Source organism: Methylobacterium oryzae, from assembly GCF_036441375.1.
GTDB classification, from domain to species: Bacteria; Pseudomonadota; Alphaproteobacteria; order Rhizobiales; family Beijerinckiaceae; genus Methylobacterium; species Methylobacterium oryzae_A.
The window spans coordinates 571869-597005 of record NZ_MLCA01000006.1 but is presented as its reverse complement, the minus strand read 5'-3'; the positions used below and the strand labels follow the sequence as shown (position 1 = coordinate 597005).

Genomic DNA, 25137 nt, shown 5'->3' with positions numbered 1-25137 from the left:
GAAGGGACGATCCATGCTGCAACTCGCCAGTCTCGCGGCCAGCGCCGCCGCCAGCGTCGGGACCTCGGTCGCCGGGAGCGCCGTCGACGGGATCCTCAAGACCGCCAACAAGGCCAAGGCGCTGAAGACGGCGACCGAGTTCGAATCGATGTTTTTGGAGAACAGCCTCGACCGGCTGACCCAGTCGGAGGGCACCGATGGACCGCTGGGCGAGAACGGGACCGGCGGCGGCGTCTATCGCTCGATGCTGACCAAGGAATACGCGAAGCAGATCGTGAAGAGTGGCGGCGTCGGCATCGCCGATTCGGTTTTCCGTGAGATCATGAAGCTGCAGGGTGCCGCGAGCGATGGAGCGACCAATGCAAAGGGCTGAACCGCTGCGCGTCGGGGACCGGGTCACCGCCGAGGCCCTGGTGGCGGGCGTGCTCGGCAACATGGTCGCCCTGGAGGCCGTGCTCGCCGAGGAGGCCGCCTACGTCCGGGACGGGCGGCTGCAGGAGGGCGTCGCCGCGGCCGAGCCGAAGGCCGCGCTGGCGGCCGCCTACATGCAGGGCCTGGAGGTGGCGAAGGCGAACGCCGTCGCGCTGAAGCGCTTCCACCCCGACGGGATCGAGGCGCTGCGCACGGCGCATCGCCGCTTCACCGCGGCCGTGGAGGCGAACCAGACGGTGCTCGCCAGCGCCAAGACCGTCTCGGAAGGGCTGATCAAGACTCTGGCGGAGGATATCGGCCGGGCGCAGCTCCCGTCCGGCTACGGTCGGCAGGCCCCGTCGCCCTCCCCCTACGGCCGGGGCGTGCGCAGCGGGCCGCTGGTCCTCTCGCGCAACCTCTGAGCCGGCCTCACCGGCGACCGGCGCCGATCCGGACATAGGTCCGCACCTCGCCGAGATCGGTGTCGGCGCGGTTGTCGATCGCGATGCGGCCGGCGACAGCGGGCGCCGCCGCGACGCCGTGGACCGTGCCGACATCCGCACCCGCGACGACGCGGCCCGAGACACGGACGCAGCTGTCGCTCCCCGGCAGGCGCACGAAGCCCTGCCCCTTGGACGGGCACGGCACCGGACCCGGGATCACCGGCAGATCCCGGAGGTCGAGGGCCGCGGCCGGCCCCGCGCAGGTCAGGATCGCCGCGAGGGCGGCGCAGATCCGGAGGCGGCCGCGCATCTCAGGCGGCCTGGCGGGCGAGATCCCGATGAAGAAGGTCGATGTAGAGCTCGACCTCGCCGATGAACCCGTCGAGATCGGGCTCGTGGATGCGCATGCGGGCGAGATCGCGCAGCAGGATGTCGAGGGCTACGGCGCGCTCGTCGGGATACGCGTAGCCCGCGAGATAGGTGTCGACGGCCTGCTCCACCAGGACGATCGCGCCGATGCGCGGGGCGGCTCCCAGGCGGAGAACGAGTTCGATGGGTCCGGACAGCGCCATGCCGACCTCTCCTCAATCGAATGACGGCGCGCCAGCGCGTCCGCACGCTGCGCTTCATTCCCGGAAAGCGGCAAGACTATGGTGAATCCGACCGGTGACAAACCCATTTTTAAACGTCACACGCGCCGCGTCCGGTCGCCGCCCTCGACTCAGCCGATGTAGTTCACGAGCGAGAGCTTCGAGAGCGTCGCGGTGACCTGATAGCTGGCCTGGAGCCGGTTCTGCACGTCGAGCAGCTTGGTGATGACCTCCTCGGGGGAGATCTGCTCGATCCCGTCGAGGGTGTTCTGGACGGTGTTCTGGGTGGCCTTGTTGGTCGTGCTGGCATTCGAGAGCCGCGTCGACGCGACGGTCAGCTGCGTGATCGTGTCCTGGACGCTGGGGGTCTGGTTGACGGAGGCGAGCAGGCCGCCGGCCTTCGTCGCCACTGTCTGATAGGTGTTGTAGGTGTTGGCGTCGTTCGTGGTGGGCAGGCCGAAGGCCATGGTCGCCAGGCCGGCGAGCACGTTCTGGACCGTGGGATCGTTGGCGCGGGCCCCCGTTCCGACGCTCCCGGTCGCACTCACCTGGACCGACTGCGTGTCGATCGCCGAGGTCGGCTTCCCCGTAGAGGGATCGTAGGTGTTCTCGCCCTGGTACCAGAGCACCGTGTTCTGGGGCGTAGCCGCGGTGTAGCCGATCGGGTTCTTGCTCCCGTCGTACACGATGCGTTGCGGCATCACGCCGGACCCCGACGGGCCGCCCGTCGCCGCGCCCGAGAAGAAGTTCGACGCGGTCGCCGCCGTGGCGTTCACCGCCAGCGTGCTGTTGGCCGCGCCGGTGAGCGCGTTGCTCAGCGTCGTCGACAGGTTCGCCATCGTCTGGGCCGGGCTCGAGCCGATGGCGAAGTTGGTGATCGATTTCGGGTCCGCGCTCGTCGCGGCCGTGAGCGTGATCGTCGTCGAGGTGCCGTCCGCCATCTTCAGCGCGAACGACACGGTGTCGCCGGCACTCGGCTGCGTCGTCATGCTGAGGCTGAAGTTGCCCGGGCTCGTGGCCGTGCCCGCCGTGTAGGTCGCGCCGATCGCCGAACCGGTCGTCGTCGGCGCGCCTGCCAGCGTGAAGCCGAACTTCCCGCGCGTCGCGTTGTTCGTCTCCTCGGTGACCTGCACGGTCGTGGTCGGGTTGGCCGGCGTCTGCGTCAGGCGGCCGTTGCCCCCCGCGCCCAGCTCGGCGGTGACCCGCTGCGAGATCAGGGTCGAGAGCCCGTCGAGCTTGTTGCCGCTCGCGTCGGTCGTGCCGTCGAGGATCTTGCTCGAATCGACCACCGGCTGGGTCGTGGTGTTGCTGCCGCCGAACAGGTAGTTGCCGGCCGCCGACTCGTTGAGCGTGTCGAGCGCCGTCTGCAGGTTGGCCAGGGCCGTGGACCGCCCGGAGACCGAGTTCGCCGCCACGCTCTGCAGGCCGTTCTGGAGCATCGTCCCGGTGGAAGTGCCGAGGGTCGACACCTGCGTCAGGCTCGTGACCGCGAGGTTGGTCCGGGTCTGCGCGGCGGTGATGCCGGCGGCGTAGCCGGTGAGCGCGCTCAGGGTGGCCTGGGCGGACAGGGCCGTCGACCGACCGGAACCGAGGCCGCCATAGGTCTGCGAGACCTGACCGCTCGAGAGCTGGTTGGTCAGGTCGTTGAGCTGCCCCTTCAGCGCCTGGAGCTGCGAGGCGTTGCGGGTGGTCAGGTACGAGCCGGCCGCGAAGGGCGTGATCGTCGTCATGATCAGATCTGCAGCAGCTGGGTGAGCATGTCGCGGGCCGCGGTGAGCACCCGGGCGTTGGCGCCGTACGCGGTCTGCAGGGCGATCAGGTTCGACATCTCCTGGTCGATGTTGACGCCCGCCCCGGCGGAGAACCGGCTCTGCGCGGTGGAGAGCGCCGTCTGCTGGGTGGCGTCGAGTGCCGACGCGTTCGAGGCGTTTGCGCCCTGCGTGGAGACGATGTCCTGCGCGAAGCCGATCACGGTGGCGCTGTAGGGCGCCGACACGCCCCCGATCCCGCTCGATGATGAGAAGGTCTGCTGGGTCGAGGTCAGCGCCGAGAACAGCTTCTGGGCGCGAGCGCCGGACGCGCTCGTATCCGTGGCGCTCGTCGCCGTCAGCGCGGCGGTATTGCCCGACAGGGCGCCGTTGACGGTGATGCGCTGGGCGAAGCCGGTGAGCTGCGACCCGCCGTCGAACGAGCCGGTGTAGAGCTTGTTGCCCGAGCCGTCGACGAACATGGCCAGCGACGGGTTGCCGGTATTCAGGTCCGACGTCGAGACGGCCGAGACGCTGGCGCTCGCCGCGCCCGCGACCTTGCCGGCCGCCCCCAGCGTCAGCGTCGCGCTGGTGCCGGTCGAGGAGACCGGGGTCGCCGACAGGGTCGGCAACTTGTAGGCGCTGCCGGACGCGTTGAACGTGTTGAAGGCGGACTGGATCGCCGCCGCGTAGGTGCTGGGACCGCCGCTGGCGTTGAAGGTCAGGGTGAGGCCGCTCGAATCTGTGGTCTGCGCGGCGGGCACGATTGTGCCGCTGGAGGTCGCCGACGCCACCAGCGTCACGTTGCGCACCGCACCGGTGTTGTCGGTGACCGGGAAGGTGATCGTGTTGCCGGGCTTCATGGTCGACACGCTGATCTGCGTGTCGGTTCCGCTATACGTCCCGGTGGACGCGGTGTTCGTGAGCGCGGTCGAGAGGCCGGCCGCGAGGTCGTCGAGCTGGCGCTGCGCCTGCGGCAGGGTCTGGTCGCGCATCTCGATCTCGGCGGCCAGGCTGCCGGAGCGCAGCACGCCGGGCGCACCGAGGTCGATCTTGCCGCCGCCCGGCAGCGTCGCCGTTATGGTCCCGACCGTCCGCTGCGCCGGATCGGTCGCGTAGCTCGCGGTGGGGCTGAGCACGCCGCGCCCGTCGAAGCTCAGGGTCGCGGCGTTGCCGCGGTCCACCAGCGTCACGCCCGAACGGGTCATGACCGAGACCGTCCCGTCGCGCTGCGGGACCGTCTGCACGTCCATGTAGCTCGACAGGCTGTTGATCGCCTGGTCGCGCTGGTCCTGGAGGTCGGTGAGCGAGGTGCTGTCGGTGGTGTTCTGGATCTTGCCGTTGAGCTTCGCGATGTTGGACAGGATGGTGCTGGCCGCGCTCGTGTCGGTGCCGAGCTGCGACTCAAGGCCGGTGCGCAGGTTCTGAACCGTGCCGGCGGCGCTGTTGATGAGGCTCGCGACGGCCGAGGCATTGCCCAGCACCGTCGTGCGGGCGGCCGCCGAGGTCGGGTTGGCGGCGAGCTCCTGGAGGGATTCGGTGAAGGTGTTCAGCGTCCCGTCGAGAGACGTGAAACTCCCGGGCACGCCGTAGAGGGCGTCGAGCTGGGTGGCGATGCCGGACTTGGTGCTCGTATAGGCGGCGCCCGAGGTCTCCAGCCGGAGCTGGTTCAGCGCCGCGGCGTCGAAGCTGCGGGTGATCTGCCCGGTGGCGACACCGGAATTGTTCGGACCGTTGGCGACCGTCGAGAGCGTGCGCTTGACGTAGCCCGCCGTCCCAGCGTTGGCGACGTTCTGCGAGACGATGTTGATCGCCGCCTGCGTGGCGGCGAGGCCTGCGGCCGAGGTGGAAATCGCATTCAGCGACATGTCACGGCCTCCGCGGCTCGAATCGCACCCTCACTCAGCGGATCACGTTGAGCAGATCAGACATCATCGTCTGGGCCGTCGACATGACGCGCGTGTTCGCAGAGTAAGCCTGCTGGGTTACGATCATCTTAGAGAATTCGCTCGCAATGTCGGTGTTGGATTGCTCGTTGCTGGCCCCCGAGATCGTGCTGCCGTTGAGGCCCGCGAGCGGCGGCCCCGAATCGACGGTCTGAAGGTAGTTCCCGTTCGTATCGGCCTTCAGCCCGTCCGCGTTGGCGAACTGGACGACACCGACCGAGGCGAGAGCCACCACCGAACCGTTGGAGAAGGTGCCGTTGACCTTGCCGTCCGGACCGACGGCCACGCTCGTCAGCGTGCCGGAGCTGTTGCCGTTCTGCGTGAGCGCGTTGGTCGTCGCCGCGCCGGTGGTGTCGGCATACTGCGTCAGGCCGGAGGCGCTGAGATTCATGCTCAGGCTGGGGAACGTGTAGTCGCCCATGGTGATGGGCCCGAGCGGGACCGGATTCGTCGAGGGCGAGGTGAGCTTGCCGGTCGAGTCGAAGGTGAAGGCCGTGCCCACGTTGTTCCAGTCGGACGTCGTGAGCGCGCTCGGATTGCTCGAGTAGTACAGGTTCCACACGGCCGGCTGCGCCGGCGTGGTCGTCGCGTCCTGGACCTTGGCCCAGCGGGTCGTCAGCGTAAGCGGCGCGCCGGTCGACGTGTAGACCGGCAGCGACGGGCCGGCGATGCTGTTGCTCATGAAGGTCGTGACGGCGCCAGTCTGGGTCGAATCGACCTTGACGCCAGTCTGCCCCGATCCGGAGGTCACGACGGCCGCCGAATTCTGATTGTAGAGATCGGAGCCCGACGTCGCCGAGGCCGAGGTGCTCGGTGTCGAGGGCAAGTTGGCGGCGTAGGTGATCGTCGTGGTGGCCTGGGCCGGCAGCGCCGAGTTGCCGATCTTGATCGGACCGATGCTGGTCGTCTGGCCGGTGATGGGATCGAGGTTGGACCCGGTCAGGTACCCGCCGGCGCCGTTGACGAGGTAGCCGTCCTTATCCTGGGCAAAATCGCCCCGGCGCGTGTACAGGCTCGTGCCGCCGAAGGAGGTGGCGCCGTTCGCGTCGCCGGTCTTCTGCACGACGGTGAAGAAGCCCTGGCCGTTGATGGCCATGTTGGTGGGCACGCTCGACGAGACGACGTTGCCGGCCAGCGTGTTGGTGAGCTGCGACTGGGGCAGTACCGAGCCCGCGACCTCGCGACCCGGGGTCTTCTCGGACATCAGGTCGACGAAGCTGGTGTCGATGCGCTTGTAGCCGGTCGTCTGCGAGTTCGCGATGTTCCCGGAGATGTTGCTGATGGCGTAGGACTGCGCCTGGAGTCCGGAGACCGAGGTCTGCAGGGCGGTGAAAAGATCCATGGCGAACGATCCCGATGCGCGCCGCACTGGCCCGCAGGCCTGAACGGCCGCAACCAGCGTGCCAGGCCTAAGCCCTTGATCAATCAAGACTCGGCCGTCGCCGACCCGGCAGGGTTCGCCGGTTGCCGCAACGCGCCCGGCAGATCCTGCCGGGTCGAGCTCGCACGGGTTCGGGATCCTGCCGGGAAGCCCCGCCGATCGCGTTTACGCGGTGTTATTCGACACGCGCGAAGATGAAGCCGGGCCGGGGCCACGCGCGGTGAGTCCTGCCCGGAAGCGCTGAACGGGTACGGATTTCGGATCTCGGGATCATGCGGGCGAAACGAACGAGCCTCGTCCACATCATCTACTTCTCGCGCCTGAACCTGTCGTCGGATCCGGCGAAGAGGTCCGAGCAGATCAACGAGATCGGTCGGACCGCTCAGAAGAAGAACGAGTTTGCGGTGATCACCAGCTTCCTGGTCATCGAGGGCAACTTCGCCTGCCAGGTGATCGAGGGCGAGCGCTCCTCGGTGCACGAGACTTTCGACCGGGTGAGTGCCGACAGCCGCCACCGGGACGTTCAGATCAGCGAGTGGCGCGAGATCGCCAAGCGGGAATTCGTCCACTCGTTCAAGAGCGCGCAGCGGACCGTCGGCAACGACACCCTGTTCGCCAAGGCCAACCTGCTGCCGATGCTCCAGCGCGGGACGCCGAAGGCGTCCGCGATCCACGGGCTGTGCCTGTCGCTCCAATCCGACGCGATGTCCCGTCAGGGCATCGACCACCTCTTCATCTGAGTCGCCGATGTCCGAGAGCGATACGCCCCCGATTCTCATCGTCGACGATCAGGAGAAGCTCCTGCGGCTGATCGTGATGCTGATGACCCGCATCGGCTTCCCGGACGTGGAGGGCGTCACCAGCGCCCCCGAGGCGCTGGAGCGGATGCGGCAGCGCCGCTACGCCCTGGTGATCTCCGACCTCGACATGGAGCCGATGGACGGGCTCAGCCTGCTGCGCGAGATCCGCGCCGACGACACGCTGATGAACACGCCCTTCATGCTCACCGAGTCGTCCTTCGACTTCGAGGACATCAACCTCGCCCATCAGGCGGGCGCGGACGCCTTCATCCTGAAGCCGTTCGACATGGCGGTGCTGAAGACCAAGCTGAAGCAGGTCCTCAACCGCAAGCCGCGCAAGCGCGAGGCGCCGATCGCGTCCGAATCGAGCCTGAGCGTGGAATTTCCGATGCTCGGGAAGTTCTGAAGGTAACGCTGAGACGTCAGAGCTCCGACCCTCCACCTCATCCTGAGGTGCCGGATCGAAGCGGAGGCCACGAAGGAGGTCTCCAGAAATCACGCGTCGCGCTGGAGCACTCCTTCGAGGCCCGCTGGCGCGGGCACCTCAGGATGAGGGCGTGGGCTGGATCAGCCGCCTCGGACGGCTTCACGCCGCGCGCTTCTGGTAATCCTTCACGTCGGTGAAGCGGACGGCCGGGTAGCGCTCCTCCTCGTAGCGGAGCGAGAAGGCCGTGGTCGCCATGAAGACCGGGGCGCCGTCGAGGTCCTTGGCCATCGCCGAGCCGTGCGAGTCGACGAACTTGTCGAGCTCGGCCTCCGAATCGGACGACACCCAGCGGCAGACCGAGAACCGCGAGGTCTCGTAATCCACCGGCAGGCCGTACTCGGCCTGGAGGCGCTCCTTCAGCACGTCGAGCTGCAGCGCGCCGACAACGCCGACGATCGCCTGGCTGCCGTCCTGCGGCACGAAGACCTGGACGACGCCCTCCTCGCCCATCTGCTGGAGCGCCTCGCGCAGCTTCTTGGCCTTCATGGCGTCGGTCAGCTTGATCCGGCGCAGGATCTCCGGCGCGAAGCTGGGCACCCCGCGGAACACGATGTCCTCGCCCTCGGTGAGGGTGTCGCCGATCCGCAGCGTGCCGTGGTTCGGGATGCCGACCACGTCGCCCGCGAAGGCCTCGTCCGCGATGGCGCGGTCCTGGGCGAAGAAGAACTGCGGCGCCGAGAGCGAGATCGGCTTGCCGGTGCGCACCAGCCGGGCCTTCATGCCCCGGTTGAGCTTGCCCGAGCAGACCCGCATGAACGCGATCCGGTCCCGGTGGTTCGGGTCCATGTTCGCCTGGATCTTGAACACGAAGCCGGTCATCCGCGGCTCGGTCGGCTCGACGAGGCGCTTGTCGGCGTCCTGGCCGCGGGGCGGCGGCGCCACCTTCGCGAGACCGTCGATCAGATCGCGCACGCCGAAATTGCGCAGCGCCGAGCCGAAGAAGACCGGCGTCAGGTGGCCCTCGCGGAACGCGTCGAGGTCGAACGGCTTCAGGCCGCCCTCGGCGAGCTCGACCTCCTCGCGCCACGCGTCGGCGGCGCCGTTCTCGGTGAGCAACTCGTCGAACAGCGGGTCGTCCGGGCCGGACACCGCCACCATCCCGGCATCCTCCGCGGCGTCGAGCCGGCGCACGCGGTTGCCGCCGAGCTCGTAAGTTCCGGAGAAGTTGCGGCCGGTGCCGATCGGCCACGTGACCGGGGCGACGTCGAGGGCCAGCGTCTTCTCGATCTCGTCGAGCAGCTCGAACGGGTCGCGGGCCTCGCGATCGAGCTTGTTGATGAAGGTGACGATCGGGATATCGCGCAGGCGGCAGACCTCGAACAGCTTGCGCGTGCGCGCCTCGATGCCCTTCGCGGCGTCGATCACCATGACGGCCGAATCGACCGCCGTGAGCGTCCGGTAGGTGTCCTCGGAGAAGTCCTCGTGGCCGGGCGTGTCGAGGAGGTTGAAGACGCAGTCGCCGTACTCGAAGGTCATCACCGAGGTGACGACCGAGATGCCGCGCTCCTTCTCGATGCCCATCCAGTCGGACCGGGTCGAGACCCGGTTGCGCTTGGCCTTCACCTCGCCGGCGAGCTGGATCGCGCCCCCGAACAGCAGCAGCTTCTCGGTGAGCGTGGTCTTGCCCGCGTCCGGGTGGGAGATGATCGCGAAGGTGCGCCGCCGCGACACCGGATCGGCCGGCCTCGCCTCGGTCTTGGTCTGCATCAGCATGGAGCGAACGCTCTAAATCGGCGGAACGTGTGGGCGCGGCCTCGGGCGCGCGGTCTCGGGATCGTGTAGCGGCAAGCCCCGATATTGGCAAAGACGCCGGCAGACTCGGGCGGCCTTTCAGGCACGGTACAGGGGCGCGGCACCACGCTTCCCCGGCCGATCCACGCTTCGCGAGGCCCCGATGTCGCGCGCCGCATCACGCTGTTGTCTGGTCACCGTCCTGCTGGTCGCCGCGGCGGGCCCAGGGTCCCGCGCGGCCGAGGCGCCGCAGCGCGCCGCCGCGGCCGACGCCGCCTTCCTGGATGCCCTGACTTGGGGCGCCACCCCCTCTTCCTTCGCGCAGCTCACCGCGGAGGGGCGGGACCGCTGGCTCAACGGGCAGCTCCATCCGCCGGCCGATTCACGCTTGCCGCCCGCCGCCCAGGCGCAGGTCGACGCGCTGACCCCGCCGGGAAGCCTGTTCGAGCGGGCGCAGGCCCTGGACGCGCAGGCCAGGGCGGCCAAGGACATCGCCGATCCCGAGGCCAGGAAGGCCGCGCAGCAGGCGTTCCAGGGCGCGCTCAACACGGCCGCGCGGAACGCCGCCTCCGCGTGGGTGCTGCGGGCGCTCTACAGCCCCGACCAGCTGCGCGAGCGGCTGACGTGGTTCTGGTTCAACCGGCTCAACGTCCACCAGGGGAAGGCGACCCTGCGCGCCGCCGTGGGCGACTACCTCGACACGGCGATCCGCCCGCACGCGCTCGGGCGCTTCCGCGACCTGCTGATGGCGAGCCTGCGCCACCCGGCGATGCTGCGCTACCTCGACAATGCCGACAACGCCGCCGGTCGCATCAACGAGAACTACGCCCGGGAGATCATGGAGCTGCACACGATGGGTGTCGGCTCCGGCTACACGCAGGGCGACGTCGAGGCGCTGGCGCGGATCCTGACCGGGGTCGGCATCGACCTGAAGCCCGACGATCCGAAAATCCGGCCCGCGCACGCCGCCGACCTTCGCCGGGACGGGCTGTTCGCGTTCAACCCGAACCGGCACGATTACGGCGACAAGGTCTTCCTCGGCACGCGCATCCAGGGCCGCGGCTGGCCCGAGGTCGAGGAGGCGGTCGACCTCATCGCCCGCAACCCCGCCACCGCCACCAGCGTCTCCCGCGCGCTGGCCACCTACTTCCTCGGCCAGCCGCCCGACGGCCCCCTGGTGGCCCGCCTCGCCGCCGTCTTCGCGCGGACCGACGGCGACATCGCCGCGGTGATGGAGGCCCTGGTGCGCGAGCCGGCCTTCACGGCCGGGCGCGGCGGCGCCTTCAAGGACCCGGTTCGCTACGTCTTCTCGGCACTGCGCATGGCCTACGACGGGCGCGTGATCCGCAACGCCGGCCCGGTCCTCGGCTGGCTGAACCGCCTCGGCGAGGGCCTGTTCAACCGCTCGACGCCGGACGGCTACCCCCTCGACGCCGCCGCCTGGAGTGGGCCCGGGCAGCTCGCGACGCGGTTCGAGATCGCCCGGCAGATCGGGTCCGGCTCGGCCGGCCTGTTCAAGCCGGTCCTGCCCGACCAGGCCGAGGAGCCGGCCTTCCCGGTGCTCGCGAACGGGCTCTACTTCGCGGCGCTGTCGGGCACCCTGTCGGCGGCGACGCGGGCGGCCCTCGACCAGGCGGTCTCGCCGCAGGACTGGAACACCCTCTACCTCGCCTCGCCGGAGTTCATGCGATGAACCGTCGCGACCTGATCCGCGCCTCGGCGGCGCTGGGCCTGTCCACGGTGGCCGGCCGCGTCTGGGCCGCCCCGAAGGCCGACGCGCGCCTCCTCGTGGTGTTCCTGCGCGGCGCCTACGACGCCGCCAACGTGGTGATCCCGACCGGCAGCGAGTTCTACTACCGGTCGCGGCCGAATCTCGCGATCGCCAAGCCGGACGCCACCGACCCGAAGGCCGCCCTGGCGCTCGACGCCGACTGGAGCCTGCACCCGGCTTTGCGCGAGACGCTCCTGCCGCTCTACGCCAAGGGTCAGGCCGCCTTCTTGCCGTTCGCCGGCACGGACGACCTGACACGGAGCCATTTCGAGACGCAGGACACGATCGAGATGGGCCAGACGGTCGGGGCCGCCCGCGACTACAATTCCGGCTTCATGGCCCGGCTCGCCGCGGAGCTGACCCGGGTCCGGCCGATCGCCTTCACCGACCAGATGCCGCTGATCTTCCGGGGCGTCGAGACGGTGCCCAACATCGCCATCAACGGCGTCGGCAAGCCCGGCATCGACGACCGGCAGGCCCGCCTCATCGCCGCCATGTACAGCGACACAAAGCTGGCCGCCGCCGTGACCGAGGGGTTCCGGGTGCGCGACGCGGTCTACCACACGATCTCCGACCATGCCGGCCAGGCCGACCGCGGGGCGGTCTCGCCCAAGGGCTTCGAGCTGTCGGCCCGGCGCATCGGCCGCCTGATGCGCGAGACCTTCAACCTCGGTTTCGTGGATGTCGGCGGCTGGGACACGCACGTGAACCAGGGCGCCGGCACCGGCTACCTCGCCGACCGGCTCGGCGAGCTCGGCCGCGGCCTCGCGGGCTTCGTCGAGGAGATCGGGCCGGGTTGGTCCGACACGGTGGTGGTCGTGCTGTCGGAGTTCGGGCGCACCTTCCGGGAGAACGGCAGCCGCGGCACCGACCACGGCCACGGCAGCGTCTACTGGATCCTCGGCGGCGGGGTGCGCGGCGGCCGGATCGCGGGGCCGCAGGTGCGGACGGACGAGGCGCACCTGTTCCAGAACCGGGACTATCCGGTGCTCAGCGACTATCGCGGGCTGCTGAGCGGCCTGTTCCGGCGGCTTTACGGGCTCGACCAAGCGAGCCTGCGGCGGATCTTCCCCAGCGCGGACCCAGCGGATCTGGCGCTGCTGTAGGGGTCAGGTCGCCGACGTATCGCGTCGTCCCAGCCCTCTCGAGCCGGGATTTCCGATCCCTCCGTCATCGCGAGCGCAGCGAGCCGATCCAGGGCCGCACGATATCGGATGACGTCGCGCGACACCGGATTGCTTCGCTGCGCTCGCGAGAACGACGGTGCGCCCGTCGCGCCAGCGTATCGACGCGCCGCAGGGAAACCCGGCACCGGCGCGCGAAACACGTTCGGTGCGGCTCCGAACCTCTGTGTCCAGCGGATCAGGCCGCGGCGGCCGCCAGCGCGCGCAGGTCGCCGACCAGTTCGTCGACCCGCTCGGCCCTCGCATCCCACGCGAACATGAAGCGCGCGCCCCCGCCGATGAAGGTGTAGAACCGCCAGCCCCGGGCGCGCAGGCCCTCCATGGTGGCGGCGGGCATCGTCAGGAAGACGGCGTTCGCCTCCACGGGGAACAGCGCCCGCACCCCCGGCAGCCCGGCGACCGCCTCGGAGAAGCGCCGGGCGCAGGCATTGCCGTGGGCCGCGTTCCTCAGCCACGCGCCGCTCTCCAGCATGCCGACCCAGGGGGCAGCGAGGAAGCGCATCTTCGAGGCGAGCTGGCCGGCCTGCTTGCAGCGGTAGCCGAAATCCTCCGCGAGCCCGGAATCGAAGAACACCACCGCCTCGCCGGCATGCATCCCGTTCTTGGTGCCGCCGAAGCACAGGACGTCGACGCCCGAGCGCCACGTCATGTCGGCGGGGCTGCAGTTCAGGCTCGCGCAGGCATTGGCGAAGCGCGACCCGTCCATGTGCAGGGCGAGGCCGAGCTCGCGGCAGGTCGCCGACAGGGACCGCAGCTCGGCGAGGCTGTAGACCTGCCCCGTCTCGGTGGGCTGCGTGATCGTCACCACCCGCGGCCGCGGGAAGTGGATGTCGCTGCGGTTCTGGGCGAGCCCGCGAATCGCCTCCGGCGTGAGCTTGCCGCCCTCGGTCCGGACGGTCAGCAGCTTCGACCCGTTCGAGAAGAATTCCGGCGCGCCGCACTCGTCGGTCTCGACATGGGCCGAGTCGGCGCAGATCACGCTGTGATAGGACTGGCACAGAGCGGCCAGGGCCAGGGCGTTGGCGGCCGTGCCGTTGAAGGCGAAGAAGACCTCGCACGGCGTCTCGAACAGGTCCCGGAACGCGTCGGCCGCCCGGGCGGTCCAGACGTCCTCACCGTAGGCCGGGGCGTGGCCGCGATTGGCCGCCTCCATGGCCGCCCACGCTTCCGGACAGATGCCGGAATAGTTGTCGCTGGCGAATTGCTGCGAGTCGTCGTGTCTCATCCGCGCAACCTAGCACGGGCCGGACGCAGATGGATCGCGCGAGCAGGTTGGAACTGGTGCGCGCTTGGTGTAATAGCCCCGTCAAGGCGTGAGCTTCACGCCGATTCGGAAACCGACGTTCCCGTCCCTCCCGGGTTCAAACCGGGCGAGGGACGTTGCCGGTTTCCAGATCGGCGGCGGGCCACGTGAACTCAGACATTCAGGTCCAGAGGATCAAGTCCGTTGCAGGTACTCGTTCGCGACAACAACGTCGATCAAGCGCTCCGCGTCCTCAAGAAGAAGATGCAGCGCGAGGGCATCTTCCGCGAGATGAAGCAGCGCAAGGCTTATGAGAAGCCGTCCGTGCGCAAGGCTCGCGAGAAGGCCGAGGCCGTCCGCCGCGCCCGCAAGCAGGCGCGCAAGACCGCGATCCGCGAGGGCCTGATCGCCGCGCCGAAGCCGAAGCCCCGCTTCCCGGCCGGCGGCCGCCGTCCCGGCTTCCCCTCGCCGTCCGCCGCGCAGGGCCAGGGTGGCAACGCCTCCGGTCAGACCCCGGTCAGCCCGGCCCCCGCCGCCTGAGCGACACCCCATCGATGACGAGGAAGCCCGGCCTGCGCGCGCAGGCCGGGCTTTCTTTTTGAATTGCATCGAGACCGGACGGCGACGCCCTGTAGCGGGGGCCGTACGTGGCGAGAGAAGTCATTCCGGATCGGGACGGCGGCGATCGGAGCTCGTGCCGCACGAGGCGCGGGTCCCCTCTCCCGTGCGGGAGAGGGGGCATGGCGCGGCTGTCTCGACCTGAAGCGTCCTTCCAAACCGTTGCAGCGCGAGCGGGAACAGCTCTAGGCGCTCAAACCGACGCCGCATCCGCGGATGTGGCGCCGGGTCGTGCCGCAGTGCTCGCGATCACGTGACGGGCTCAGGCCACCAGCTCACGCCGCCTTGGCGGCCATGGTGGCGTGCTCGGCCTGGACCAGTACGTCGAGAGCCCGCCACGGCTTCTGCATGTAGACTGCCTGATCGGGGAGCCGCGCGTCCCGGCTCGCGCCCGAGGTGACGACGACGCGCACGTCCGGCCAGCGCCGCTTCACCGCCTGCGCCAGCGACACCCCGTCCATAGCACCGGGCAGGCGCACATCGGCGAAGAGCAGCGCCACCGTCACGTCGGGCCGCTCCAGCACCGACAGGGCAGCCTCCGCGCTCTCGCAGGCGATCACGCCCAGATCGGTTTCCTCGAGCACCGCGGTCGCGAGATCTCGCACAGCCGCGTCGTCCTCAACGACGAGCGCCACGGGGGCTGAACTATCGGGCGTTGCGCGATCCATAAAAGTCTCCTGCTGACGGTGCGTAGCCCCGCTTCGGGCGGCCGCCTCCTGGGCGAACTTCTGATTCCCCGATTCGGCCATGCTGACCCTTCATGAGACGGCTCACAAGAGCGGCGTGGCTCGGGAGGCGTATGCCTGCCCTGCAGCCAGACGGCACCAATTTCATGCGGAACGCACGAAAATGGCGCAGTTTCCGAGCGGTTAAGAAACTGTTCACCGGAGTGGACCGACTGTTAACGTCCTGCGGCGGAACGTCTCCACCCCTGGGAGGCCTCTTCCCGCACCGTACGCGAACCAGAGCTGAAGGATCACCGTCCGACATGTGCCGTTTCCTCGCCTATAGCGGTGAGCCGGTCTTCCTCTCCGACCTCGTCTGCGCGCCGACCCACTCGCTGGTGCACCAGTCGCTGCACGCCGACGAGGGGAAGACCGAGACCAACGGCGACGGCTTCGGCATCGGCTGGTACGCCGAGCGGCCCGAACCGGGTGTCTATCGCGACATCTCCCCGGCGTGGTCGGACGAGAACCTGGTCAACCTCTGCGGGCAGGTGCGGGCGCGGACGTTCTTCGCCCACGTGCGCGCCTCGACAGGGACGGCCACCGCCCGGGCCAACTGCCACCCCTTCGTGCACGGCCGCCACCTGTTCATGCATAATGGCCAGATCGGCGGCTATCACCGGATCAAGCGGCGCCTCGAGGCGCTGATCCCGGATTCCTACTACGATCATCGCCGCGGGAGCACCGACTCGGAGGCGATCTTCCTCCTGGCGCTCGCCAACGGCCTCGAGGCGGACCCCGTCGGCGCGATGGCACGAACGCTGAAGACCGTCCGCGAGCTGATGGAGGCAGCCAACGTCTGCGAGCCCCTGCGCTTCACCGCGCTGCTCACGGACGGCGAGACGCTCACCGCCTATCGCTGGGCCTGCGACGGTCGTCCACCGAGCCTGTACTACCGCGAGGGTCCGGGCGGCATCGTGGTGGTCTCGGAGCCGATCGACGGCTGCCGCGAGGGCTGGCGGGTGGTCCCGAAGGGCGCGACCCTGCGCGCCCGCCACGGAACGGCGACGCTGGTCGAGGCGCCGGAGCCCGCCCGCGCGGCCGCCTGAATACAGACGGTCCCAGCCATGCCGTCGCGGGGATTGCCGGGGCGCGCCACATCGCCACATTCCGCCTGCGGCCGATGGTGCGGCCGAGCGGGAATCGACCGATGTATCCGGATACCGAGCTTCACATCGCCGGGCGCTGGCGCGCGGGTGCCGACCGGGACACCCTGGGGGTCCTGAACCCCGCCACGGGCGAGACGATCGGCCAGTGCGCGGTCGCCACGACGGCGGATCTCGACGAGGCCCTGGCGGCGGCCGCCCGCGCCTTCCCGGCCTGGCGCAGGGTCGCCCCCTTCGAGCGCGCCAAGGTGATGCGCAAGGCGGCCGACCTGCTGCGCGCCCGGGTCGACGAGATCGCCCGGATCATGACTCTGGAACAGGGCAAGCCGCTGGCCGAGTCGCGGGTCGAGACCCTGGCCGCGGCCGACATCATCGACTGGTTCGCCGAGGAGGGTAAGCGCGCCTACGGCCGCGTGATCCCGGGCCGCGCCGACGGCGTGCTGCAGGCGGTGGTCCGCGAGGCGGTCGGCCCCGTCGCCTGCTTCACGCCCTGGAACTTCCCGATCAACCAGGCGGTCCGCAAGATCTCGGCGGCGCTCTGCACCGGCTGCACGGTGATCCTGAAGGGCCCTGAGGACACGCCGGCGAGCTGCGCGGCCCTGGTCCGCGCCTTCCTGGATGCCGGCATCCCGGGCGACGCGCTCTCACTGGTCTACGGCGACCCCGAGACCATCTCGGCCTACCTGATCCCGCATCCGGTGATCCGGAAGATCTCGTTCACCGGCTCGACGGTGGTCGGCAAGAAGCTCGCGGCGCTGGCCGGCGCGCACATGAAGCGGGCCACCATGGAGCTCGGCGGCCACGCCCCCGCGATCGTGTTCGGCGACGCCGACGTGGAGAAGGCGGTGGCCGTCCTGGCCCCGTCGAAGTTCCGCAACGCCGGCCAGGTCTGCGTCTCGCCGACCCGCTTCCTCGTGCACGACTCGGTCTTCGACCGGTTCGTCGAGGGCTTCACCAACTTCGCCAAGTCGGTGAAGGTCGGCGACGGCCTCGACCCCGAGACCAAGATGGGCCCGCTCGTCCACGGCCGGCGGCTCGACGCCATCGCGGCGCTGGCTGCGGACACCGAGTCGAGCGGCGCGACGCTGCGCACCGGCGGCAAGCGCATCGGCAACCAGGGCAACTTCTTCGAGCCGACCGTCTTCACCGAGGTGCCGCTGACCGCTCGGATCATGAACGAGGAGCCCTTCGGCCCCGTGGCGGCGATCAACCGGTTCTCCGACGACGAGGAAGCGCTCACCGAGGCCAACCGCCTGCCCTACGGGCTCGCCGCCTACGCCTATACCCGCTCCGCCGAGCGCGCGGCGCGGGTGTCGAACGCGGTCGAGAGCGGCATGATCTCCATCAATCACCACGGCCTCGCCCTGCCGGAGACGCCGTTTGGCGGCGTGAAGGATTCGGGCTACGGCAGCGAGGGCGGCCCGGAAGCCCTCGACGCCTATCTGGTCACCAAGTTCGTCACGCAGGCGAACTTCTGACACATCGTCCGGTGCGCCGCCCCGCGGCGCGCCGGCCTCCGCGCTCAGTAATGCGGCGGCGGGGGCTCCGGCCCCCGCGGCGCCGCCCGGGTGGCCGCCTCCTCCACCTGCTCCCGCAGCAGGTCCAGCTGCCGCGCGAGCCGGTCGATCACCCGCCACTGCTCGGTCACGGTGCGGTTCAGATCCTCGATCGTCGCGTCCTGCTCGGTCAGGCGCATCTCCAGGCGATCGATCCGGGTGGCCTCGTCCATGTCCGACCTCCAGTCCGCGCGATGCCGGGAGCCGCTCCCACCCGGTCGGGCCGGGCTACCGACGCGCATCCCTCCTCCTAGCCCAGACCGGCCTCCGAGCCACCCGGCCATCGGCACCGGGCCATGATCAGTCGGTCACCGACTGCGGCGCGATCCAAGACCGAAATCTCGCACCAGGAGCATCAGAATAATTCTATAACGGCCCGAGATATACATGGAGACAGTTTTTCCACGACGTTTGACCTAGGCACCGCAGATCTGCAATGCTGGCCTTCGGTCGGACTCATGGTGACAGGGCGCCATTGATGAATTTTTAAGCCCGTTTCCTTATCCTTGACGGCACACATACAGATCAGGCGGGTGCAGGCTGCGATGGCGATGTTTGGTTCACGCGACGATGCCCTGCTCGCGGCGATCGACCGGACGATGGCGCGAATCGAGTTCGATCTCGACGGCACCGTCACGGACGCCAATGCGCTGTTTCTCGACCTCGTCGGCTACACGCTCGAGGAGGTGCGCGGCCAGCATCACAGGCTGTTCGTGCCGGAGGCCGACCGCGCGGGCCCGGATTACGCCGCGTTCTGGGACCGGCTGCGCGCCGGCCAGCACGAGGCCCGGGCCTTCCGCCGCGTCACGAAATCCGGCGGGATCGTCTGGATCCAGGGATCGTACAACCCGATCCTCGACCGGCGCGGCAGGCCGACCAAGGTGGTCAAGCTCGCCACCGACATCACCGAGGAGCGCGACCGCAACGCCCGCCACGCGGGTCAGATCGCGGCCCTCGACCGGTCGCAGGCGGTGATCACCTTCACCCTCGACGGGACGATCACGGACGCCAACGCCAACTTCCTGTCGACGATGGGCTACACCCTGGAGGAGATCCGCGGGCGGCACCACCGGATGTTCCTGCCGCAGGCCGAGGCGGCGAGCGCGGCCTATGCCGCGTTCTGGACCGCCCTCGGCAACGGCGAGTACCAGGCCGGCGAGTTCCGGCGGATCGGGAAGGACGGCCGCACCGTCTGGATCTTCGGCGCCTACAACCCGATCCTCGACGCCGACGGCAAGCCCTGCGCCGTCGTGAAGTTCGCCACCGACGTGACCCGTCAGGTCGAGGATCGGCACCGCCGGGCCGAGGGCCAGCGCGCCATCGACGCCGACATCGCGGCGATCCGCGATTCGATGAGCCGGGTCGTCCGGCAGGCCGACGACACCGCCGAGACGTCCAGCCAGACCGCGCGGAACGTCGAGGCGGTCGCCGCCGGCTCCGAGGAGTTCGCCGCCTCCATCGAGGAGCTGAGCCGCCACGCCCTGCAGGCGAAATCCTCCGTGGACCTGGTCGTCACCCGCGCCGAGGAGGCCGGGGCAATCGTCGTGGGCCTGACCGGCGCTGCGGACCGGATCGGGGCGGCGGTGAGCTTGATCCGCTCCATCGCCGACCAGACGAACCTCCTGGCACTGAACGCCACCATCGAGGCGGCCCGCGCCGGGGCCGCCGGCAAGGGGTTCGCGGTCGTTGCCGCCGAGGTGAAGGCCCTGGCGGAGCAGACCGCCAAGGCGACCGGCGAGATCAGCACCCAGATCGCGGCCGTGCAGGCCGAGACCTCGCGGGCCGTCGCGGCGATCGACGGGATCGGCGCCACGATCGAGCAGCTCAGCGCGATCTCGCTGAGCGTGTCCTCGGCCGTGACCGAGCAGGCCGCGGTGACCCGCGACATGACCGAGAACATGCAATCCGCCGCGCAGAGTGTCGCGGCCGTCCACTCCGCCATGGCGGAGATCGCCGCGTCGGCGGGCGTGGTCGACGCCTCGGTGCGCAAGGTCTCGGAGGCCGCCCGCGCCCTCGCGTGAGCGGCCCGCGCCCGCTTCAGGCGGCGCGGATCGCGGCCGGCTCCGCCACGGCGACTTGGTCGCGCCCGCCCTCCTTGGCGACGTAGAGGGCGGCGTCGGCCCGTCGCATGAGCGCGTCGAACGCGATGCCGGCGCGGGCCTGCGCGATCCCGATGCTGACGCTGACGCGCAGAGCCGGGAGTTCGGGGACGCTGAGCTGCGCGAAGGTCTGCCGCAGCTCCTCGGCCCGGGCCAGGGCCTCGGCGGGCGACACGTCCGGCAGCAGGCAGACGAACTCCTCGCCGCCGAGGCGGCCCAGCAGGGCGTCGCGGGGCAGCAGGGTCGTCGCCACGGCGCAGAAGCCGACGAGGACCGCGTCGCCGACCGCGTGACCGAAGCGGTCGTTGACGGCCTTGAACCGGTCGAGATCGAACAGCAGCAGGGCCGCGTCGCCGTGCTGCGCCATAGCGGCCTCGGCGGCCTGGACGAAGGACCGGCGGTTGCGGACGCCGGTGAGCGCGTCGGTGGAGGCGGCGATGCGCTGCTCGCGCTCGGCCCGCTCCTTGACCAGCGCCATGAATGTGAAGGCCGAAGCGATCGAGAACATCAGGGTGACGAAGCACAGGATCGCCACCCAGGGCGACGTGAGGGGGCTGAGACCCGGCTGCGGCGGCGCCACCAGCGTCGCGGGGATCCGCACGATGTAGAAGGTGCCGTGCAGGCCCAGGATTGTGGCCGCCGCCATGCGGGAGGCGAGCCGCTCGGCCCGACCGCGCCAGATCTCCGCGGTCGCGGCGCAGCAATAGAGGGCCGCCACCGCCGAGGCGTAGATGATGCGGGCGTCGATCGACCCGTAGAAGGTCGGGATCAGGCAGAGGACGCACCAGCCGAGTGCGCCGGCCATCGCGATGCCCACCCGCGGCTCGCGGTGCTCGAAGGAGCGGACGCCGCTCCAGATCAGGCCGTAGGCGGCCAGCACCACGGCGTTGGCCAACCCCACCGAGATCAGGTCAGGGATCTGGTTGCGCAGCGCGAGGCCGGCCGATCCGGCCGCGCCCACGAGATGCGCCGCGCCCCAGTAGGCCAGCACCCGGGATTCGGGCGCCTGCCGCCACGAGGCCATGAACAGCGTGCCGACCAGGAAGGTCGTCGCCGCGCTGACGACCAGCAGGGTGGTGGGATCAAGCTGCACGGATGACTGTCAATCCTCGACACGGACGTCGGAGCCGTCCCCTCCCCCGCATCGAGACGCCGTGCGACCGAGCAACGATCCGAATTTCGGCAGGATATCACTACATCTAAACGGAAGCCACAATAAGCTAGATTAGAACGGCACCATGACACCGAGGTGCTAGTACACCAGCATATTCATCCCAGGACCTTGAGGACGGTTTGGAGCCCTCGGAGACGGAGCTTCCGGCGCCGGCCTTCGCCGGCTCCGCCCCGCGCGGACCGAACGCGTGGCGGGCGGGCCGGTCCGTCGGCACCCCGAGGTCTCTCGTGGCTCGATCCGCGGCCTTCCGGGGCGCCGCAGGCGGGTCCGGACCCCGGCGCCGCAGTCCCTCGCAGGAAACTCGCGGTCCGGAACGCGCGTCCCGGACCGCCGATCAGGCCCCGTGGATCACCGGGACCGCGGGCGCACCCTCCCACTCGGTGTTGGCGGGGATCGACTCGCCCTTCATGACGATGGTGAGCGGGCGCAGCCGGGCGTAGTCCCCGACCTTCGTGTCGTACAGGACGGTCGAGAACGCGCCCACCGAGACGCCCCGCCCGACGACGACGCGGCCGATCTTCATGATCCGGTCCTCGTAGAGGTGCGTCTGCAGTGCCGAGACCCGGTTGATGGTGGCGTAGTCGCCGATGGTGACGCAGTCGAACTCGGTGATGTCGGTCGTGAGCATGCACACGCCCTTGCCGACCTTCACGCCGAACAGCCGCAGCACCCAGGGCAGGAAGGGCGTACCCTGGAGGTGTTCGAGCAGAACCTTGCCGGCGAGACCCCAGTAGGCGACCGCGATCGCCTCCGTGCGCATCGCCCACCACGACCACATCGGCTGCATGCCGGGCTTGTAGACGCCCATCAGCAGCCACTTCATGGCGATGACCGCCGAGGACTGGATCAGCGCGATGGCGACGCTCGCAGCGACGAAGCTGTAGGCCAGTCCCCACCAATCCTGCTCCAGGATGGCCGGGTAGAAGTACCAATCGATCACCGTGATCGCGAGGGTGATGTAGAGCATCGGCGAGAACGAGGTCGCGAAGGCCTCGAACACGCCGCGCCGGATCTTCGGCCACGCGCCGGGCTCGTAGGTCTGGGCGGTGGAGCCGAGATCGACCTTCTGGCGGGCCGGCAGCCGGATCGGCGGCGAGCCGAACCACGTCTCGCCGGGGTTCATCGCGGCGTTCTCGGGCGGCTTCGACTTGATGCCGATCAGCACGTCGTCGGGGATGACCGCGCCCGGCGGCACCACGGCGTCGTTGCCGACGAAGACCCGCGCGCCGGTGCGGGTCGGCTCCAGGTGCATCCAGCCGCGCCGGATCTCCTCCTCGCCGTACACCACCTCGTCGGCGACGAAGTTCTTCGCGCCGACCTCGGCGAGGTCGTAGCGGCCCGCGAGGTTGGTCGAGATCTCGGCACCGTGGCCCATATCGGCGCCCATCAGCCGGTACCACGCCCGCATGTAGACGGTCGCGAACAGCGACGAGAGCGTCTCCAGGGTCACCTCGACGGCGAGCGCCAGAGACCATTTGCGCAGGTAGAACAGCGAGTGGACCGAGTAGGTGCCCGAGCGAGTCCGCGGCAGCACGATCCAGCGGATGCCGGCGATCAGCAGCACCGTGCCGGCCGTCATGAGCATGGCGGTGGGCCAGGTGAGGATCGGCAGGTACCAGTGATAGTCGATGTCGGTGATGTCGGAGAGCGAGTCCGAGATCTGGTCGAAGATGAAGAACGCCGGGAAGATCGGCAGCAGGCCGACCGCGGGGATCGCGCCGAGCAGCACGATATAGGCCGCCAGGAAGGCGGCGCGGCGCGCGAACGAGGCCTCGGCGGGCGCGGGCAGATCCGCCGGATCGGCCATCCCGACCCTGCGGCCGGGCGAGCCGTCCCAGCGCTCGGCCGCGCCGACGCGCGAGCCCGCCGGGATCGTGGTCAGGTCGGCGATCTCGGCCTGCGGTCCGATCACCGTGTCGTTGCTGATCACGCAGGAGGTGCCGACCGCCGCGTCGGCGCCGATCTCGGCCGTGCCGATGACCAGCTCGTTGCCGACGATTTCGGCGTTGGCGATGACGAGACGGCCGCCCAGGGACGCGCCGTCGCCGATGGTCAGGAGGTCGGGCGCGCCGATCTCGATGTCGGAGATCAGGGTGTCGCGGCCGACCTTGGCGCCCATGAGCCGCAGGTAGATGGCGATGGCCGGGGAGCCCTGGAGCCACTTCACGTGAACCAGGGGCGCCAGCCGCTGCGCGAGCCACCAGCGGTAGTAGTAGGTGCCCCAGAGCGGGTACCGGCCCGGCTTGGTTCGCCCCAGGATCAGCCACTTGCCGGCCACCGCGGCCACCGCGGTCGCGCCGTTGATCGCCACGTAGACGAGGAGCAGCACCCCGAGCTCGGCGAAGAAGCTCAAGCCGCCGCCCGTGAGCAGAAGGTAGGTCACGAACATGCCGAGCCACTGCGCGGTCGCCAGCGCGATCACGAAGGGCAGCGCGACGAGCTGCGCGAGGCCGCACAGAGCTCGGCGCAGCAGCGGCGGCGGGTCGAAGCTCAGGTCGCGGGTCGCGGCTCCGGCACCCATCCCGCCCGTGCGGGCGATGAGCGCGTCGGCCATCGCCCGCACGGTGCGCAGGGCGTAGACGTCCGGCAGGGTGATGCCGGCGAGCGGCGGGTTCTCCCGCACCGCCGAGACGAAGCGGGCGGCGAGCAGCGAGTGGCCGCCGAGATCGGAGAAGAAGTCGCCCTCGAGGGCGATCGGCTGGTTGCCGAAGACCTGCTTGGCGGCGGCGACGAGGGCCGCCTCGGTCTCGTTGGCGGGCGGCTCCTGCTCGCCGTCGGCGGCGACCACCGTGAGCGGGGCGATCCGCAGCGCCTTGCGGTCGACCTTCCCGGAGGTGAGCCGAGGGAGGGTCTCGGCCACCTCGAAATGGCCGGGCACCATGTAGGGGGGCATCTGTCCGGCGAGCGTCCGGCGCAACGCCGCGGCGTCGATGGTCCGGCCGCGCTCCGGGATCAGGAAGGCGACGAGCCGGTCGACGCCGTCGTCCTTCCGGAGCACGACGGCCGCCTGGTTGATGTCGGGCACCGCCCGGATCCGCGACTCGATCTCGCCCAGCTCCACCCGGAAGCCGCGGATCTTCACCTGGTCGTCGATCCGGCCGTGGAACACGATCCGCCCGGCAGCGTCGAGGGAGACCGCGTCGCCCGAGCGGTAGAGCACCGGGTCGGTCCCGTCCGACGCGAAGGGATTGGCGATGAACTTCTCCGCCGTCAGCTCGGGACGGGCGAGGTAGCCCCGCGCCACGCCGGGACCGCCGATCAGAAGCTCGCCCTGCTGGTCGCGGCCGAGCAGGCTGAGGTCCTCGCCGGCGACGTAGACGGAGTAGTTCGGGATCGGGCCGCCGATGGTCACCGGCTCGCCAGCGCGCATCTCGGCCGCGGTCGCCACCACGGTGGCTTCCGTGGGCCCGTAGGTGTTGAACAGCTGGCGCCCGCCCGTCGCCCAGCGGGCGATCAGCGGCTCGGGCAGCGCCTCGCCGCCGAGCAGGACGAGGCGGACCCGCGGCAGGTCGCCGGAGATCATCGCCAGAAGCGTCGGGACGGTGTCGAGCACCGTGATCCCCTCGGCCTCCAGGATGCCGGGGAGCGATTCGAGGTCGCCCATCATGGCGGGGCTCGCGACGAACAGCGTCGCGCCCACGAGATACGGGACCCAGATCTCCTCCATCGAGAGGTCGAAGGCCACAGAGGCGCCCTGGAAGACCACGTCGTCGGCGCGCATCCCGTAGAGGGCGTTCCCCGACCGCAGGAAGTGGCAGATGTTGGCGTGGCTGATGACGATGCCCTTGGGCACGCCGGTCGAGCCGGAGGTGTAGATCAGGTAGGCGGGATGCTCGGGGGTCAGACCGGCCGCGCGCGGGTCCGGCACCGGCGCGTCGGCGGGCGTCCCGGCGGCGAGATCGGCCGGCGTCAGGGCGGGCGCGTCGTCGGNATGGAGACATCCTTCATGCCGGTTCGCAGAGGTCGACAAAGGTCATGTCGTAGTCCGCGTCGAGGACGATCCGGAACAGCGCAGCGGCCATTGACGGCAGAGGGTCGCGCTCGGACAGGACGAGCCCGACCGACTGGCGGTACGCGGGCTCAACCAAGTCGCGCATGGCGAGATCGTCCGTACCGCCGAACAG

20 protein-coding genes and 1 pseudogene are annotated in these 25137 nt (G+C 69.8%); 10 read left to right on the top strand and 11 right to left on the bottom strand.

From position 1 onward, the window contains the following. Window positions 1-13 precede the first annotated feature (13 nt). On the top strand, window positions 14-373 hold the full coding sequence (locus MOTC310_RS13395; protein WP_331293412.1) for a rod-binding protein: 360 nt from the start codon (window positions 14-16) through the stop codon (window positions 371-373). Next, a complete protein-coding gene (locus tag MOTC310_RS13390; protein WP_331302103.1) occupies window positions 360-833 on the top strand; it encodes a hypothetical protein in 474 nt (157 codons plus the stop codon). The genes MOTC310_RS13395 and MOTC310_RS13390 overlap by 14 nt, the downstream gene beginning before the upstream one ends. Before the next feature lie 7 nt (window positions 834-840). Here MOTC310_RS13390 and MOTC310_RS13385 read toward each other — a convergent pair whose 3' ends face one another. From MOTC310_RS13385 to MOTC310_RS13365, 5 genes are all read right to left on the bottom strand, one after another. Next, window positions 841-1164, bottom strand: coding sequence for a porin family protein (locus tag MOTC310_RS13385; RefSeq protein ID WP_331293414.1), 324 nt, complete (start codon window positions 1162-1164; stop codon window positions 841-843). Between the two features lies 1 nt (window position 1165). After that, on the bottom strand, window positions 1166-1426 hold the full coding sequence (locus MOTC310_RS13380) for a hypothetical protein (protein WP_331302102.1): 261 nt from the start codon (window positions 1424-1426) through the stop codon (window positions 1166-1168). Window positions 1427-1575: 149 nt separating this feature from the next. Then, complete coding sequence (locus MOTC310_RS13375; RefSeq protein WP_331293416.1) at window positions 1576-3174, bottom strand: flagellin; 1599 nt, start codon at window positions 3172-3174, stop codon at window positions 1576-1578. Window positions 3175-3176: 2 nt separating this feature from the next. Next, window positions 3177-5060, bottom strand: a complete 1884-nt coding sequence (gene flgK / locus MOTC310_RS13370) for a flagellar hook-associated protein FlgK (protein ID WP_331302101.1) — start codon at window positions 5058-5060, stop codon at window positions 3177-3179. A 34-nt stretch (window positions 5061-5094) separates the two neighbouring features. After that, complete coding sequence (locus tag MOTC310_RS13365; protein ID WP_331293418.1) at window positions 5095-6480, bottom strand: flagellar hook protein FlgE; 1386 nt, start codon at window positions 6478-6480, stop codon at window positions 5095-5097. Between the two features lie 311 nt (window positions 6481-6791). Here MOTC310_RS13365 and MOTC310_RS13360 point away from each other — a divergent pair, with 311 nt between their 5' ends. Both MOTC310_RS13360 and MOTC310_RS13355 read left to right on the top strand, forming a co-directional pair. Further along, window positions 6792-7259: a BLUF domain-containing protein gene (locus MOTC310_RS13360; protein ID WP_331293419.1), complete on the top strand. Its 468-nt coding sequence runs from the start codon at window positions 6792-6794 to the stop codon at window positions 7257-7259. 7 nt (window positions 7260-7266) lie between these two features. Beyond that, a complete protein-coding gene (locus MOTC310_RS13355; protein WP_331293420.1) occupies window positions 7267-7725 on the top strand; it encodes a response regulator in 459 nt (152 codons plus the stop codon). Window positions 7726-7905: 180 nt separating this feature from the next. On the opposite strand, the gene MOTC310_RS13350 is transcribed toward MOTC310_RS13355, so the two are convergent. Beyond that, complete coding sequence (locus MOTC310_RS13350; protein ID WP_331302100.1) at window positions 7906-9519, bottom strand: peptide chain release factor 3; 1614 nt, start codon at window positions 9517-9519, stop codon at window positions 7906-7908. A 181-nt stretch (window positions 9520-9700) separates the two neighbouring features. On the opposite strand from MOTC310_RS13350, the gene MOTC310_RS13345 reads away from it, so the two are divergent. Continuing rightward, the gene (locus MOTC310_RS13345; RefSeq protein WP_331302099.1) at window positions 9701-11230 is read left to right on the top strand and encodes a DUF1800 domain-containing protein; all 1530 of its coding nucleotides are present in this window, start codon (window positions 9701-9703) and stop codon (window positions 11228-11230) included. Next, on the top strand, window positions 11227-12414 hold the full coding sequence (locus MOTC310_RS13340; RefSeq protein ID WP_331302098.1) for a DUF1501 domain-containing protein: 1188 nt from the start codon (window positions 11227-11229) through the stop codon (window positions 12412-12414). Before MOTC310_RS13345 ends, MOTC310_RS13340 begins: the two co-directional genes overlap by 4 nt. 256 nt (window positions 12415-12670) lie before the next feature. Here the strand turns inward: MOTC310_RS13340 and MOTC310_RS13335 are convergent, their stop codons facing one another. Further along, window positions 12671-13717 carry a threonine aldolase family protein gene (locus MOTC310_RS13335; RefSeq protein WP_331302097.1) on the bottom strand — a complete coding sequence of 349 codons (1047 nt, stop codon included), beginning with the start codon at window positions 13715-13717 and terminating at the stop codon, window positions 12671-12673. 222 nt (window positions 13718-13939) lie between these two features. On the opposite strand from MOTC310_RS13335, the gene rpsU reads away from it, so the two are divergent. Next, window positions 13940-14275 carry a 30S ribosomal protein S21 gene (gene rpsU / locus MOTC310_RS13330; RefSeq protein ID WP_331293424.1) on the top strand — a complete coding sequence of 112 codons (336 nt, stop codon included), beginning with the start codon at window positions 13940-13942 and terminating at the stop codon, window positions 14273-14275. Between the two features lie 353 nt (window positions 14276-14628). Here rpsU and MOTC310_RS13325 read toward each other — a convergent pair whose 3' ends face one another. Beyond that, window positions 14629-15021: a response regulator gene (locus MOTC310_RS13325; RefSeq protein ID WP_331293425.1), complete on the bottom strand. Its 393-nt coding sequence runs from the start codon at window positions 15019-15021 to the stop codon at window positions 14629-14631. Between the two features lie 320 nt (window positions 15022-15341). Here MOTC310_RS13325 and MOTC310_RS13320 point away from each other — a divergent pair, with 320 nt between their 5' ends. Both MOTC310_RS13320 and MOTC310_RS13315 read left to right on the top strand, forming a co-directional pair. Further along, window positions 15342-16127 (top strand): class II glutamine amidotransferase, encoded by a 786-nt coding sequence (locus MOTC310_RS13320; protein ID WP_331293426.1) that lies wholly within the window; start codon window positions 15342-15344, stop codon window positions 16125-16127. A gap of 101 nt (window positions 16128-16228) precedes the next feature. Next, window positions 16229-17662 carry an NAD-dependent succinate-semialdehyde dehydrogenase gene (locus MOTC310_RS13315; RefSeq protein ID WP_331302096.1) on the top strand — a complete coding sequence of 478 codons (1434 nt, stop codon included), beginning with the start codon at window positions 16229-16231 and terminating at the stop codon, window positions 17660-17662. Between the two features lie 44 nt (window positions 17663-17706). Here the strand turns inward: MOTC310_RS13315 and MOTC310_RS13310 are convergent, their stop codons facing one another. Continuing rightward, entirely contained in the window at window positions 17707-17913 is a 207-nt protein-coding gene (locus MOTC310_RS13310; RefSeq protein WP_331302095.1) for a SlyX family protein, read from the bottom strand. Window positions 17914-18285: 372 nt separating this feature from the next. On the opposite strand from MOTC310_RS13310, the gene MOTC310_RS13305 reads away from it, so the two are divergent. Further along, the gene (locus MOTC310_RS13305; protein ID WP_331293429.1) at window positions 18286-19761 is read left to right on the top strand and encodes a methyl-accepting chemotaxis protein; all 1476 of its coding nucleotides are present in this window, start codon (window positions 18286-18288) and stop codon (window positions 19759-19761) included. A gap of 16 nt (window positions 19762-19777) precedes the next feature. On the opposite strand, the gene MOTC310_RS13300 is transcribed toward MOTC310_RS13305, so the two are convergent. Then, window positions 19778-20932, bottom strand: coding sequence for a GGDEF domain-containing protein (locus tag MOTC310_RS13300; RefSeq protein ID WP_331302094.1), 1155 nt, complete (start codon window positions 20930-20932; stop codon window positions 19778-19780). A gap of 415 nt (window positions 20933-21347) precedes the next feature. Continuing rightward, window positions 21348-24941, bottom strand: a pseudogene (locus MOTC310_RS13295) (Pls/PosA family non-ribosomal peptide synthetase); the annotation flags it as partial. Window positions 24942-25137 lie beyond the last annotated feature (196 nt).

What these genes read in the sequence shown, in the direction of transcription:
- MOTC310_RS13325 (WP_331293425.1), bottom strand. Translation starts at nt 15,021, where the DNA reads ATGGATCGCGCAACGCCCGATAGTTCAGCCCCCGTGGCGCTCGTCGTT.
- MOTC310_RS13395 (WP_331293412.1), top strand. Translation starts at nt 14, where the DNA reads ATGCTGCAACTCGCCAGTCTCGCGGCCAGCGCCGCCGCCAGCGTCGGG.
- MOTC310_RS13375 (WP_331293416.1), bottom strand. Translation starts at nt 3,174, where the DNA reads ATGACGACGATCACGCCCTTCGCGGCCGGCTCGTACCTGACCACCCGC.
- MOTC310_RS13345 (WP_331302099.1), top strand. Translation starts at nt 9,701, where the DNA reads ATGTCGCGCGCCGCATCACGCTGTTGTCTGGTCACCGTCCTGCTGGTC.
- MOTC310_RS13305 (WP_331293429.1), top strand. Translation starts at nt 18,286, where the DNA reads ATGGCGATGTTTGGTTCACGCGACGATGCCCTGCTCGCGGCGATCGAC.
- MOTC310_RS13315 (WP_331302096.1), top strand. Translation starts at nt 16,229, where the DNA reads ATGTATCCGGATACCGAGCTTCACATCGCCGGGCGCTGGCGCGCGGGT.
- MOTC310_RS13335 (WP_331302097.1), bottom strand. Translation starts at nt 13,717, where the DNA reads ATGAGACACGACGACTCGCAGCAATTCGCCAGCGACAACTATTCCGGC.
- MOTC310_RS13360 (WP_331293419.1), top strand. Translation starts at nt 6,792, where the DNA reads ATGCGGGCGAAACGAACGAGCCTCGTCCACATCATCTACTTCTCGCGC.
- MOTC310_RS13365 (WP_331293418.1), bottom strand. Translation starts at nt 6,480, where the DNA reads ATGGATCTTTTCACCGCCCTGCAGACCTCGGTCTCCGGACTCCAGGCG.
- MOTC310_RS13320 (WP_331293426.1), top strand. Translation starts at nt 15,342, where the DNA reads ATGTGCCGTTTCCTCGCCTATAGCGGTGAGCCGGTCTTCCTCTCCGAC.
- MOTC310_RS13355 (WP_331293420.1), top strand. Translation starts at nt 7,267, where the DNA reads ATGTCCGAGAGCGATACGCCCCCGATTCTCATCGTCGACGATCAGGAG.
- MOTC310_RS13350 (WP_331302100.1), bottom strand. Translation starts at nt 9,519, where the DNA reads ATGCTGATGCAGACCAAGACCGAGGCGAGGCCGGCCGATCCGGTGTCG.
- MOTC310_RS13385 (WP_331293414.1), bottom strand. Translation starts at nt 1,164, where the DNA reads ATGCGCGGCCGCCTCCGGATCTGCGCCGCCCTCGCGGCGATCCTGACC.
- flgK (WP_331302101.1), bottom strand. Translation starts at nt 5,060, where the DNA reads ATGTCGCTGAATGCGATTTCCACCTCGGCCGCAGGCCTCGCCGCCACG.
- MOTC310_RS13310 (WP_331302095.1), bottom strand. Translation starts at nt 17,913, where the DNA reads ATGGACGAGGCCACCCGGATCGATCGCCTGGAGATGCGCCTGACCGAG.
- MOTC310_RS13380 (WP_331302102.1), bottom strand. Translation starts at nt 1,426, where the DNA reads ATGGCGCTGTCCGGACCCATCGAACTCGTTCTCCGCCTGGGAGCCGCC.
- MOTC310_RS13340 (WP_331302098.1), top strand. Translation starts at nt 11,227, where the DNA reads ATGAACCGTCGCGACCTGATCCGCGCCTCGGCGGCGCTGGGCCTGTCC.
- MOTC310_RS13390 (WP_331302103.1), top strand. Translation starts at nt 360, where the DNA reads ATGCAAAGGGCTGAACCGCTGCGCGTCGGGGACCGGGTCACCGCCGAG.